9 protein-coding genes are annotated in these 13,703 nt (G+C 42.4%); 7 read left to right on the top strand and 2 right to left on the bottom strand.

What is annotated here, in order from left to right; genetic code table 11:
• Positions 1-157 precede the first annotated feature (157 nt).
• Positions 158-2,230 carry an ATP-binding protein gene (locus HMAT_RS07180; RefSeq protein WP_104382072.1) on the bottom strand — a complete coding sequence of 691 codons (2,073 nt, stop codon included), beginning with the start codon at positions 2,228-2,230 and terminating at the stop codon, positions 158-160.
• A 324-nt stretch (positions 2,231-2,554) separates the two neighbouring features.
• Between HMAT_RS07180 and HMAT_RS07175 the strand changes: the two genes are divergently transcribed.
• A complete protein-coding gene (locus tag HMAT_RS07175; protein ID WP_233789135.1) occupies positions 2,555-3,220 on the top strand; it encodes a response regulator transcription factor in 666 nt (221 codons plus the stop codon).
• A 6-nt stretch (positions 3,221-3,226) separates the two neighbouring features.
• Here HMAT_RS07175 and lgt read toward each other — a convergent pair whose 3' ends face one another.
• Positions 3,227-4,075: a prolipoprotein diacylglyceryl transferase gene (lgt, locus tag HMAT_RS07170; protein ID WP_104382070.1), complete on the bottom strand. Its 849-nt coding sequence runs from the start codon at positions 4,073-4,075 to the stop codon at positions 3,227-3,229.
• Between the two features lie 389 nt (positions 4,076-4,464).
• Between lgt and HMAT_RS07165 the strand changes: the two genes are divergently transcribed.
• The 6 genes from HMAT_RS07165 (at position 4,465) to HMAT_RS07140 (ending at position 13,700) form a co-directional block, all read left to right on the top strand.
• Complete coding sequence (locus HMAT_RS07165; protein ID WP_158655656.1) at positions 4,465-6,393, top strand: histidine kinase; 1,929 nt, start codon at positions 4,465-4,467, stop codon at positions 6,391-6,393.
• 12 nt (positions 6,394-6,405) lie between these two features.
• Positions 6,406-7,140, top strand: a complete 735-nt coding sequence (locus HMAT_RS07160; protein ID WP_104382068.1) for a LytTR family DNA-binding domain-containing protein — start codon at positions 6,406-6,408, stop codon at positions 7,138-7,140.
• A 139-nt stretch (positions 7,141-7,279) separates the two neighbouring features.
• Positions 7,280-8,026, top strand: a complete 747-nt coding sequence (locus tag HMAT_RS07155) for an ImuA family protein (RefSeq protein WP_104382067.1) — start codon at positions 7,280-7,282, stop codon at positions 8,024-8,026.
• Entirely contained in the window at positions 8,023-9,525 is a 1,503-nt protein-coding gene (locus tag HMAT_RS07150) for a DNA polymerase Y family protein (protein WP_104382066.1), read from the top strand. The genes HMAT_RS07155 and HMAT_RS07150 overlap by 4 nt, the downstream gene beginning before the upstream one ends.
• A complete protein-coding gene (locus tag HMAT_RS07145; protein ID WP_104382065.1) occupies positions 9,525-12,668 on the top strand; it encodes an error-prone DNA polymerase in 3,144 nt (1,047 codons plus the stop codon). Before HMAT_RS07150 ends, HMAT_RS07145 begins: the two co-directional genes overlap by 1 nt.
• 81 nt (positions 12,669-12,749) lie before the next feature.
• On the top strand, positions 12,750-13,700 hold the full coding sequence (locus HMAT_RS07140) for a hypothetical protein (RefSeq protein ID WP_104382064.1): 951 nt from the start codon (positions 12,750-12,752) through the stop codon (positions 13,698-13,700).
• Positions 13,701-13,703: the final 3 nt, after the last annotated feature.

Raw genomic sequence — 13,703 nt, 5'->3', positions numbered from 1 at the left:
AAGAACAACAGCTGTAAAAGGAATGTACAGCTGTTGTTTTTGTTCTAGATAATCTGTTATTATCACAGCAATTTCCTTTACGATCTACATTCTCCATATGCTGACCGAAAACAACGATGTTAGTCGCCGAATACTGTTTCCACTCCGGGCAAAGTTTTCAATTCTGTTTAGCTGTGTCTTGTGTGCTGGTTACAGGCACTGTCTGGGAATGGATAGGAATTCTAAACCAGAAGGTTGATCCTTCACCCAGAATACTGTCCACGCCAATTTTACCTTGATGTTTTTGGATAATTTCCCGGCAGATAAAGAGTCCGATCCCGAATCCGGAAGCGTAACTATCCGTTGAATCATTCACCCGATAAAACTTATTGAAAATTTGTTGTTGGTGCTTATCACTGATACCCCGGCCTTGATCGCTGACCTTAATACTGAAATACGCATTATCCACAGCAATATCCATAATAATTGTAGAATTGGTCGGAGAGTATTTTATGGCATTGTCCATAAAATTAATAATGACCTGCTCGATCTTATCCCGGTCAGCCACGATTTCAACATTTGAATCGGTCGCTCCGGTATAACGAATGAGATGCTTGACAGGTTTTAGCGAATAGATATTTTGAATGTAATCTATTAACGTACAGATCCGAAATGTGTTTTTGTGAAGCAATAACTTGCCCTCATTAAGCTGAGATACATTCAGAAAACCATCGATGAGCCCGCGCATACGTATGGCTTGCTCGTTTGACTGGTGAAGATATTGTAGCCGTCTTTCCGAACTGAGCGTTTGCTCTTTTGCCAGCAGTAATTGGATATATGCAATCAGAGAAGTCAGTGGCGTTTTGAGTTCATGGCTTGCGATACTGATGAAATCCAGTTTTTTTCGTTCCTCTTCTTTATCATTTGTTTTATCGAATATGGCACCATAGACAATCTGTCGGTCAGATTCTGCTGTTAATTGTCCACCGCCAACAGAGCGGAGCCATTTTACTTTCCCTGTTTTTTTATCTTCTATTTCACATTGACAGTCAAAAGGTGATTGTTTGGAAACTACCTCCTGAAAGATATGGCGTACTTTATCCCGATACTGTGGTAAGATCTGCGCGAAAAAATCAACTTCCTGTATTTCCCGCTGAGCATCGAAGCCAAAGAGTTCACGACATTGATCATTAAGCTCCATTTTCCGCGATTCTAGATCGATGGAGAAGATACCAATCCCAGCTGCTTCGACGATCATTCTAAACTCCTGGTCTTTTTTTGTAATTAAGGTATTTATGGCCTCCAATTTTTCGCGCTCTGCGTGCTGCTTTGTGATATCCAGGGTAGTTCCGGCAAACCATTCCGGTTGCTGGTTGGAATCAAAATACATTTTTCCTTTGCAATGGAGCCAGCGCAATTTTTGATCTTCGGCTCCAATGGTGCGGAACTGTACATCGTATACCCCTTTATTCCGGTAACTTAATGATTTTTTGACCTCTTGATCTATCCTGTTCCTGTCATCAGGATGTATATAGCGTAACACCTCCGTGTAAGGGACGGTTTCACCATTGGCAAAACCAAATAGTTCACGAGTACGCTCATCCCAATGCACGATGTAATTCTTGCAATTTAAGTTCCAAGTGCCCATTTCGGCAGATTGCAACGCGAAATGATAATGTTCTTCGCTTTCGATGATCTTTTTCAGGGCGTCTATCAGCTTTAGATTTAAGTTTTTAGGCCCCCTGTCCGGTAATGGATATTTGCTTAAACTTGTTACAGCTTGCACATCGCCGCCAAGGCTATATTTTGGTGTCAATAAGTCTTCTAGGAGCTGCTGTTCAATATTATTTTTCTCCGTGACCTGTTGCGCCGCAGGAACAGGATCGGACAGTAGCGTTATTGCGTGATATAGTCCATAGATTTCTCCATCGGCAGTGATCAATGGACTATATTCCATTTTACAATTGTATGAGCCGGACTGTCCTGCGATATCAAGTTTAATAGCCACCTGTTCTTCTACCGGACTTTTTGGGTTGAACCAGACCTGTTTTAATTTGGAGACACATTCAAGTAACTCCTGTTGCTGAAGGGAGTCTTCCAGGCGTTGTCCAACGGCACTTTCATCACACTTCCACAGCTGCAGCATTTTCATACTAGCATAGGATATATGGAGATCCGGGCTATCGTAGATTGCACAGGCTCCCAATGAGGACTTGAGTACGGCTAAAATATCTTTGTCGGAACGGATCATAAAGTGTCAAAAAAATTAAATACTGTTTAGTTTAAAACAAATATTGTTCCCTTTCCGTATTCTTTCTATACTTTCTTTGAATTTTAAGCCAAATGTAGTCTTTTTTTTATATCAGGACTCTAATAGAATATGCGTATGAAGTCCTTTAAATGGATAGAATTTTGTATCTTTATTCGGTTTGTACCAGTTTGCAAAGAAGACAGGAGGGGAGCTGGGGTACAAGTTGTTTCCTGATCTTTCCAAGGTAAAAAATGCAGCTGAACTCCATGGTGGCATACTGTTCGGATAAAGAAGAAAAAAATATATTTTTATTAAATACTGTAAATGATGAGTAAGGTTAAGATACTGTTGGTTGAAGATCACATGGTCGTGCGTAATGGTATTAAATTGTTATTGGAGTCTCAGGAGGGGTTTGTTGTCGTGGGTGAGGCATCGAATGGTGATGAAGCGCTGCAACTTCTTAACACGGAATTGTTGCCGGATATTATCTTAACGGATATCAGCATGGATCACATGGATGGTATGGAACTGCTACGGATCATCAAATCAACGTATCCGTCCATTAAGGTTGTCATTCTCTCGATGTTAAACCAGATTCATTATGTTATTGAAGGATTTGGACTTGGCCTTTCGGGGTATCTGCTTAAAAATGTGGATTATAACGAACTTCTTTTTGGCCTGAACCATGTGGCCAATGGGGGTAAATATGTCAGTGAAGAAATTAGTATGGCACTGCTGGATCAAGTAATTTCCGGTGAGAATTATACGGATATACCAAATCGATCGTTATCGGACTTTGATATCAGTGAGCGTGAACTGGAGGTGCTGAAATTAATTGCTGACGGCTTCACAAATGTTGAGATTGCCGACAAAATCTTTTTGAGCAAACGCACAATAGAAGGACACCGACAAAGTCTTATCGAAAAAATGAATGTAAAAAATACTGCGGAGCTCGTTAAAGTCGCATTCCAGTCAGGTATCTTAAAATAACACCGTTCATGCCTGCTTGTCTCCAGGTTTACTTTTGTTTTGCGATAGTTGCTTTGATTTTCGCTGACTGTTGATCACAAGTAGGGCCGATCCGATGAGAACAAATGGAATACTGAGGAGCTGCCCCATGTTTATGAACAATGAACTCTCAAAATCTTCCTGATTGATTTTGAGGAATTCATCCATAAACCGAAAAGAAAATAATAGGATCAACAAGAGTGCAAAGCAGTTTCCGATGTTGTTTTTTAGGATAGGTTTTGTCCGGAGGTAGTTCAACAAAAGGAATAGCAATAGACAAAATAAAGCTTCGTACAGCTGTGCGGGATGCCGTGGGATTGGGTCAATAGCCCTGAAGACAAAAGCCCAGGGGAGCTTTGTAGGGGTACCGATGATTTCCGAATTCATTAGATTCCCCAGACGGATACAGGCGCCAGCAACAGGAACAACCAGTGCAATTCGGTCGGCTACCCATAGGAAAGAAAGCTGCTTTTTCTTTGCAAAAAAGAAAATAGCAGCCAAAATACCAATTCCACCACCGTGACTTGCCAAACCACCTTCCCATATTGCAAAGATCTTTAAGGGATTACTGAAATAATACGATGGGTCATAAAATAAGATATGGCCCAGGCGTGCCCCTATTATCGTCCCCAGGACAATGTATATACTCAACTGATCCAGAAACTCAACCGGCCTCCCTTCTTTTTTAAATAGGTTGCATAGTACCCTGTAAGATAAAACTATTCCCAGTAGCCAGAATAATCCGTACCAACGTACACGGTGATTGATGATCGGTATGATGAAGATATCACTGCTGACATCCCAAGTGATGAAATTTAATACGATATTGCTTGTCATTAAGGGCTAATGTTTTTGAGTTTATACAATGAGTATGCGCTGGCGTCTTTTTGTTACAGAAAATTATTGAAATAAATCCCGCAACTAGGCTATTTATTCAGAAAACGGGCCTTTTATGACGAATATTGATACGGAGGATACACTTATTAATTCGCTTGATTTACCACTGTTCGATCCAGTATATTTGTTCGTAAATAAGAGCTATACTTAAATATCAGGAAAGTTAAATATTTTTGAATTCAGATATATTGTTTTGTTGGGAATATTCCGATATTCGGTTACTTGTTGGCGGAGCCATCATGAAAAGAATGCTGGTATCTATTTAAAACCAAACGAAGGCCTTATGATGGCCATTCAGAAAGAACAAAAGTAAATTAATAAAAATGTTGATGAAGAATTATAGAACGGGAGCATTTCACTGTCTTATGGCACTTTTACTGCTCGTTCAGCTATTTTCCTGCCATCAAAATAAAAGTCCTGATCCGCATAAGAATACCGTAGTCACCAACGACTCACTTGAGCTAAGTTATGAAAATGTACTATTGGCCTATCTTTCGACACAGGATTTCAAAAGTGCCGCTGTCGTAAAAAAGAAGAGCACTGAACTGCTTAAAGACGGTTATTTTGAGCATTCTCCTTACCGCTCTATTCTGTTGGCCTACGAGTATTTATTGGATGACACTATAGATTCTGTTGAAATTGCCTTAAAAAATCTGGAAGGACACAAGTTGTCTCCGGATTTGGCCGTTTTAAAGGACTATTTGAGGATTCGTGCCAATTTCAGTTTTCATGATGTGACGAGCGGAACGATGGTGGCACAGATTATTGATGCAAAGGAGTATGCTCTGGCACATGAAAGTGTATTTACTTTTCTGTTCTATAATCTATTGGCCAATGCTGAATATCGACAGGCAGACTACCGGCAGGCATTGAAAGATGTCGAATCCTGGTATCATTATCATCCCAATAAAACGAACCCGCATGTCTCTCAGGCCTATCAGGAGATGAAATTTATGCAATATATGGCCTTACATGATTTTGAGAAACTAAAAGGGACGTTGGACAGTTGCCGGCATTATGCCAATGCAACAAAGGATTCGGCCATTATCATGCGCATGTACGATCTACAAGCGCAGTATTATTTTAGTATCAATAACAATCCGAAAGCGGTAGAAGCATCCCGAACATATTTCAACTATCTACAAGCCTCCAATACACTCAATGCTTATGTATATGCCAATTTGGGCAAGAATTTTCTGAACAATAATCAGGTGGATTCGGCTATATTTTATTTTAATGCCGGTCTCCGATTTATCAAAAAGCATAAAGTGAAGCATAATAAGATGTTTTATTATAAAAATCTGCAAGTAGCATATGCATTAAAAGGAGATTATGAACGGGCATATTTTGCACTGGATTCAACATTTCAAGATTATAAACAAAGTACGCAACGGATTGAAGCCGAGAAAATCAACGATATCAATACAAAGTACCAGACGGAGAAAAAAGATCAGGCGATTACGTTGCTACGAACCACTAATGCCTTCAACCATAAGATCCTGATGCAGCAACGCTGGATATTTGTGATTCTATTGGCCCTGGTATTCAGTATCGCATTTTTTATCTATTTCAGAAACAAGCAGAAATTACTGCAAAATATCAACCAACGGATTCTTGCTGAGAATAGGCAGCTTATTTTGGAACAAAAAACTAGGCAGAATCAACTTAATCCACATTTTATATACAATGCCATTGCCAATCTACAGGGCTTGATCAGCAGCGAGCAGAAAGCTAAAGCCAACCAATACCTGCTCTTATTGTCCCGTCAGATTCGGGATATCCTTGAATTGAACAGGGAAGAATACATTTCGTTGGATCAGGAGATTAAATCATTAAATAATTACATACTTTTACAACAGATGCGTTATCAGGATGTATTTGACTTTCAGATCAAGACAGATGATCTGGACCTGGATGATGTCATGATTCCGCCAATGATCATACAGCCATTTGTGGAAAATGCCATTGAACATGCGTTTAAGAACTTGCCCTATAGGGGACAATTGACGATTTCTTTTCATGCACATGAAAATCAATTGCATGTCAGCATCTGTGACAATGGCTGGGGGATGCAGGTCCATAAAGAACAGGTTTCCCACAAGACATCGTTATCGCAGATCATTACGAAAGAACGACTGGAGCTGTTGTTTGCGGACGCAGAACCGAAAGCACGAATTGAAATAACGCCAAATTATACCGATGATCAGCGTGGTTATAAAGTCGAAATTTATATTCCACTTGTTTTATATTTTAACTAAAAAATCAATATTATGAAAGTTTATATTCTTGAAGATGAGTATAATATATACTTGTATATAAAGTCACTCCTGGATAGCATTCCTTATGTTCAGATCGTGGGCTATAGCCCTTCCATTGCACAGGCTGAGCGAGAATTGCTGGCTTCTAATCCCGATTTGATTTTGGCGGATATTCAATTAAAAGATGGCTCGAGCCTGTCTTTTCTGTCCGAGCTTAAGTTGGATATCAATACGATTTTTATTACAGCATTCAATCAATATGCCATTGAAGCATTAAATATTGGTGCCATCGCCTATTTATTGAAACCTTTGGTGCCTGAGCAATTTATAGAAGCCATTGAAAAATGCTATAAGAAGAATACAGAATACAGATTCAATAGCATGCAGTTGAATATGGCCGAGAGTTATTTAAAGGCACCAAATAAGCCCAAAAGAATCGCTCTGCGTACTTTTGAATATACACAGATTGTGAATATCGACGATATTTTATACTGCCATGGCGACAAAGGCTATACCACATTTTATATCAAGGACAACAAGCCTATGATGGTTTCTAAAGTACTCAAACACTTCGAAACCATGCTGCCCGAAACAGAATTTATCCGCTGCCATCAATCCTACCTGATCAATGCAAACTATATCAAAAAATATTTTAAGGATGGTCAATTGGAAATGGCAGATGGCAAAATGATTCCGGTAGCGACAAGGAAGAAGGATGTTATCCAGCAGTTTCTGAATGATTTCTAATGAAAATACCCGTTTCTTTGGGAATGAAACGTTTACTTATCCTACTTTTTAATATTTAAAAACTAAAAAATATAGCAACTTCGTTTTAATACTAAATATATTAGTATTAAATTTGCTTAAACTTAAGACGGAGGTGGCTATGCAAATAAAAGAAAAACAAGCTTTAATCGGCCAATTGAAAAAAGACCTGCTGGTATGGCAGGGAATAAAGCAAAAATCAGCTGATGTGCTTCCAATGGGGCTTGGCCCATTGGAGGAGGCTTTTCCCAACGGGATTTTTCCTAGTGGAGTGATTCATGAATTTGTTAGTTTTGATCGGATAGGAGGTGCCGTTTCTTGTGGTTTTATAGCCGGCTTGTTGGGCAAACTGATGCGAAACGGTGGCATTTGCGTTTGGATAAGCGGCTTTCAAACGTTATTTCCTACGGCCATTAAATCTTTTGGTGTTGATCCTGAAAAGGTCATTTTTGTCCGTATGGGCAGGGAAAAGGACCTGTTATGGGCAATGGAAGAGGCGCTGAAATGTGAGGGAATCACAGCTGTACTGGCGGAGATACATCAATTGGACTTTGTACAGTCGCGGCGTTTGCAGCTGGCTGTGGAGAAAAGTGGTGTGACAGGGTTTATCCTGCAGCACAATCCGAAGCTATTGGGGGCAACAGCCTGTGCCGCACGCTGGAAAATTAGTTCGCGGCCTAGTCAACTGGAAGATGGGCTACCGGGAATTGGTTATCCAAGCTGGGATATTGAGTTACTTAAAGTGCGGAATGGAAATCCGGGGCGATGGCAGATGACATGGACTGCGAGCGGTTTTGAACCTGTTGCTAAAACAAGATCGCGTACGGAAGAATGGGAACAATCTTATGTTAATCAGGGATTGGCATGAAAAAACGATTTGCCTCTTTATGGTTTCGCCATCTAAAAACAGATTGGATGACTGTTGGACAACCTCAACTCAAGGAAATTCCCTTTGTATTGGCAGTTTCTACGCATGGCAAGCTGATCGCCAATGCCTGTAATGCCTTAGCTGAGCAGGAAGGTGTGTATCCCGGTTTGGCCATTGCGGATGCAAAGGCTTTTTTACCTGCCTTAAAAGTGGTCAATGAACGTCCCGGATTAACCGAAAAGTTGCTTCGCAATATTGCACATTGGTGTATCCGGTATACACCGCTTGTGGCGATAGATCTGCCCGAAGGAATTATTTTGGATATCAGTGGTTGTGCCCATCTTTGGGGGGGAGAAGAATCTTATTTACAGCATATCGTCTCCCGGTTTAGACATTACGGTTATGACGTACGTGTAAGTATTGCGGATACGATCGGCGCCGCCTGGGCAATTGCCCGTTTTGGAAATGGAAATGCCATTGTTGAGGCGGATAAACAGTTTGATGCTATAGTGGATTTGCCCACACAGGCACTCCGGCTGGAGGCAACCGTGCTGCAACGTTTACAAAGTCTTGGATTAAAAACAATCGGAAGTTTCGCGCGCATGCCACGCACAGCTCTGCGCAGACGCTTTGGAAAAGATTTAGTCCTCCGACTGGATCAGGCTGTCGGAGATGAGGATGAATTTATTGTTTCTATAAAACCTATTTTTCCTTACGAAGAACGTTTGCCTTGTCTGGAACCCATTCGCACAGCTAATGGCATCGAACTTGCCCTACAGCAGCTGCTAAACAATATCTGTAAACGTTTAACCGGGGAAGGTAAGGGTATTCGGGAAGCAGTACTACAATGCCATCGGGTGGACGGGAAAATAGAGCAGATCAGTATCGGAACCAATCGGGCGACAGCACATCAACAGCATATATTTCAGTTATTTGCCCTGAAAATCGCACAGATAGAACCAGCACTAGGTATTGAGCTGTTTATATTGGAAATTCCCAAAGTTGAAGAGGCAGACCCTGTTCAGGAAAATTTATGGAGCCATCGTATCGGACTGGACAATCCCCTGCTAACCGAATTATTGGACCGTCTCAAAAGCAGGGACCCCGCCTGTGAAATTTCACGCTATTTGCCTGCGGCACATTATTGGCCTGAGCGGTCCATGAAAATGGCCAGTTCAGCACAGGAAGTACCTACTGTTGATTGGCAAATTGACAGACCTCGCCCCACCCGCTTACTACATATTCCCGAACCGATTATGGTCACAGCACCTATTCCGGATTATCCGCCCCTGTTATTTCGTTACAAGGGGGAAGTCCATACGGTTAAGAAGGCAGATGGACCCGAGCGTATTGAGCGGGAATGGTGGATAGATAAGGGGGAGCACCGTGATTACTATGCTGTTGAGGATGATAAAGGCCGACGATTTTGGCTCTACCGCTCAGGGCATTACGATGACCGTACACCCAATCAATGGTTTTTACATGGTTTTTTTGCATAATGACGGGCTATTGTGAATTACAGGTGACCAGCAATTTTAGCTTTCTGGAAGGAGCTTCTCATCCTGAGGAACTGATGGAACGTGCGGCGGCATTGGGGTATCACAAAATTGCGGTGACAGACCGGAATAGTTTTGCCGGTATTGTTCGGGCTCATACCGCCGCTAAAAAACAGGGGATTACTCTTATCCCGGGCTGTCGTCTGGACCTGCAGGATGGCCCAAGTCTATTGGCATATCCAACCGATAAGGAAGCCTATGGACGTTTATCATCCTTATTGACCGTTGGTAATCTGCGTGCCGAGAAAGGCAAATGCTCGCTCTATAGATCTGATGTTTATCAGTATAAAGAAGGAATCAAATTTATCATTTGTCCCCCCGACAGATTAACGGCCAGATTTGAGCTTGAAGGGGAATTTATCGCATTTGCGACGGAATACAGGCAGCAATTGGGGACGACTTTGTATTTAGGTGTCAAACGGCTCTACCGTGGTGATGATGCAAAGCTCTTGTTTCGTATGCAGCAACTGGGTGAAAATCTTGCTATCCCTCTTGTTGCTTTAGGTGATGTACATTATCATATTCCCGAACGGCGGGAATTACAGGATGTTTTGACCTGTATCCGGGAGAAATGTACGATTCGGACAGCCGGATTTAAATTATACCCCAATGCTGAGCGTTATCTGAAACCTATTGCGGAGATGGAGCGCCTGTTTAGGCCATACCCCGAGGCCATCGCCAGGACGATGGAAATAGCAGCAGCATGCTGTTTCTCGCTGGACGATTTAAAATATGTTTATCCGGATGAATTATCATCCAATGGACGTACTGCACAGGAAGAACTGGCTTATTTGACCTGGAAGGGGGCAAAGAGTAGATTTGATGACCAGATCCCCGATGCCATTCGTGATACCATCCAAATGGAACTTGATTTTATCGAACGAAAAAATTATGCTTCTTATTTTCTGACCGTCTATGATTATGTACGTTTTGCAAAAGAGAGGGGTATTTTGTGCCAGGGACGCGGTTCGGCTGCCAATTCTACCATTTGTTATTGTCTGGGCATTACCTCGGTCAACCCTGCTGAGTTTAGGCTGCTCTTTGCCCGGTTTATGTCTGATGCCCGGGATGAACCACCGGATATAGATGTTGATTTTGAACATGAACGCCGTGAAGAGGTGATCCAGTATATCTATGAAAAATACGGCCGCAACCGTGCGGCTATTGTGGCCACAGTGACGCAGGTACGGGCTAAAGGGGCAGTTCGGGATGTTGGAAAAGCGATGGGGCTATCCATGGATACCGTTGGCCGTTTGGCGGGTGTGGTAAGCAGTCATTGGGATGAGGATATTGATCTGGAACGTTTAATGGAGCAGGGATTTAATCCCGAAGATCCGCACTTACGTAAAGTGCTCGAACTGACCCATCAGTATATTGGGTTTCCAAGGCAATTGGGGCAGCATACAGGCGGTTTTGTCATTACCCAGGGCAATCTCCATGAACTCTGTCCGCTTGTGAATGCGCGTATGGATAACCGGACCAACCTGGAGTGGAACAAAGATGATCTAGAGGCGCTGGGTTTCCTGAAAGTGGATGTATTGGCATTGGGCATGCTGACCTGTATCCGGAAGGCCTTTGATCTTACCAAAAGACATTATGGACTGGATCTGACTTTGGCAGGCATTGGCGCTGACCATGACCCGAAGGTGTATGATATGATCTGTCACGCCGATACATTGGGCGTATTTCAGATTGAGAGCCGGGCGCAGATGTCCATGCTACCGCGGTTAAAGCCGCGGGAGTTTTATGATCTGGTTATCGAGGTGGCCATCGTACGTCCGGGACCGATACAGGGGGATATGGTACATCCTTATTTGCGTCGGCGTAACAAAGAAGAGGGCGTGGACTATCCCAAAGAGGAAATTAGAGCAATTCTGGAAAAAACCTTAGGGGTTCCGCTTTTTCAGGAACAGGCCATGGAGATTGCAATTGTTGCAGCTGGATTCACACCCGCCGAAGCGGATGAACTGCGACGCAGTATGGCAACTTTTAAAGCAAAAGGACAGGTGTCGTTTTTCAGGCAGAAGATGATCGATGGCATGGTGAAGAAAGGGTATACGGAAGAGTTTGCCGTGCGCGTCTTTCGCCAGCTGGAAGGATTCGGAAGTTATGGATTTCCGGAAAGCCATGCGGCCTCTTTTGCACTGCTGGTCTATGTCTCTTCATGGATAAAATGCCATTATCCCGATATTTTTGCGGCTTCCCTGCTCAATAGCCAGCCTATGGGATTCTATCAACCGGCACAGATCGTTATTGATGCCGAGCGGCATGGGGTGAACGTTCTCCCAATAGATATCAACCATTCCCTTTGGGATAACACCCTAGAAGGTGATATGGGCAAACAACATGCCCTGCGCTTAGGCCTTCGTCAGATTAAAGGCTTTTCGGAAGAAGAGGCACAGGTGTTGACCAAAGGGCGTAAACAGGGGTATTCGACGATCACGGCGATGATGGAAGCCGGAGTATCCCTGTCGGGACTGGAACGTTTAGCCGAGGCAGATGCCTTTCGTTCGCTTGGCATCGACCGTAGGCGAGCACTGTGGGAAATCACAGCTTTGGGTGATCGCCCCATTGGTATATTCGAAGGAAAACCTTCATCATCAACTGCTGAAGGGCAGATTGAATTACCTTTGTTGCGCCCCAGCCAACATGTCGTAGCGGATTATGCAAGAACGGGGCTGTCTATCAAAGCACATCCGGTGAGTTTCCTACGTGACAAATTAGACTTGCTCCATGTTGTTCCAACTGAAAAATTAGGGCTGATAAAAAATAATATGCCTGTTAAAGTCTGTGGATTGATTACCGTACGGCAGCGTCCGGGGACTTCCAGGGGCGTGTTATTTGTTACTATTGAAGATGATACAGGCTTTGCAAATGTGGTCATCTGGAGTAAAGTATTTGAAAAATACCGAAAAGAAATCCTCCGGGCTAAATTATTTATGGTCGCTGGTAAAGTACAGGTTGAAGGTGAAGTGATCCATATTATTGCCGAACGCTGCTTTGATATGTCTGGTTTATTGAAAAATCTGGCCGAAGAAGATGAGCAGGTAACACAGGTTTTTTATAAAGGACGAAATTTTCATTGATCTTCCATTTATTAATCTCATTTTTGAAATGCGTAAAGTAGGTACGACAACTGGAATCACCTGAAAAGAACATAAAATTAGATGAACAAAAATATTCTCGTTAATAAAATTGAAATCGAAAAAGAAATCATCATCGATTTGATCAAACAAGATGATCGCGACGGTGCCATTGACCTGATCGCCAACCGTGCAAATGTAAAATTTAAAACGGCCCGTGATATTGTTCAACTATTTGACGAAGGTGATATAGATCTTTTTGATGGCAAAGACCTGTTCTTAGTTGATTACGACGAAATGTCCAATAGCGAAACTTCAGCCAGGGGAGAGCCTGAACCGTCTTCTTTTTTGGAAGTAGAACGGGACAAAAGCAAGAGGGCGGGGAGTAAGAAAGGCTTAATAATAGGCTTTGCTGTGCTTGCCTTAGGTTTTGTTTTTTTACGCTATGTTGTTGGTTTTAACCATATCGGACATCATCTGTCAGATCTTGCTCAAGTGTTTGATAAAAATGATGGAGGAGCAGCGGCTTTGGATGCTGATACTGCAGACCGAAAAGTCTCTTTGGAACCCGGTGTCACCAGGGTAGCTGATGCAGAGGACTTCCGGCCTATCGATACCAATCTTCTTCCTCCCGAATTCAAATCGGCAGAAATGGAGAGGATTAAAAATGCTCAATTCGATAAACTGATCCCCGCAAAGAAGACTCCAACAGATGAAGATGCGCAATTAGCTTTAATTTACCTTACAAATAGACGATTGACAGACGTGATCATTCAGCAAAAGTTGAATATTAAAATTGGACAATGCTATGAAAACCCCAATAAAGAGGGCAACAAACACTGTGTAAGCTGCATGATATTACTCTATAATCGGGAAAAGAAACATTGGCAGGAAGCTCCTGATGGGGAGAATTTCTTGGACAATGCCTATGATTTTTATCTTCCCGATGGAGGCGATACATGGGAAGCCAAATCTTTAAGTATGCACATCCCTTATGACTACGCCCTGTTTAAAAAATACGAACCAAAAGACTAATGT

Origin of the sequence: Sphingobacterium sp. HMA12 (assembly GCF_002933815.1) — a bacterium.
Classification (GTDB): domain Bacteria; phylum Bacteroidota; class Bacteroidia; order Sphingobacteriales; family Sphingobacteriaceae; genus Sphingobacterium.
The sequence above is the reverse complement of the archived record's forward strand: the minus strand, read 5'-3'. Positions and strand labels throughout refer to the sequence as shown.

Excerpts from the sequence above, each read along its gene's own strand:
- HMAT_RS07145 (WP_104382065.1), top strand. The coding sequence starts at position 9,525 with ATGACGGGCTATTGTGAATTACAGGTGACCAGCAATTTTAGCTTTCTG.
- HMAT_RS07175 (WP_233789135.1), top strand. The coding sequence starts at position 2,555 with ATGATGAGTAAGGTTAAGATACTGTTGGTTGAAGATCACATGGTCGTG.
- HMAT_RS07165 (WP_158655656.1), top strand. The coding sequence starts at position 4,465 with ATGAAGAATTATAGAACGGGAGCATTTCACTGTCTTATGGCACTTTTA.
- lgt (WP_104382070.1), bottom strand. The coding sequence starts at position 4,075 with ATGACAAGCAATATCGTATTAAATTTCATCACTTGGGATGTCAGCAGT.
- HMAT_RS07180 (WP_104382072.1), bottom strand. The coding sequence starts at position 2,230 with ATGATCCGTTCCGACAAAGATATTTTAGCCGTACTCAAGTCCTCATTG.
- HMAT_RS07155 (WP_104382067.1), top strand. The coding sequence starts at position 7,280 with ATGCAAATAAAAGAAAAACAAGCTTTAATCGGCCAATTGAAAAAAGAC.
- HMAT_RS07150 (WP_104382066.1), top strand. The coding sequence starts at position 8,023 with ATGAAAAAACGATTTGCCTCTTTATGGTTTCGCCATCTAAAAACAGAT.
- HMAT_RS07140 (WP_104382064.1), top strand. The coding sequence starts at position 12,750 with ATGAACAAAAATATTCTCGTTAATAAAATTGAAATCGAAAAAGAAATC.
- HMAT_RS07160 (WP_104382068.1), top strand. The coding sequence starts at position 6,406 with ATGAAAGTTTATATTCTTGAAGATGAGTATAATATATACTTGTATATA.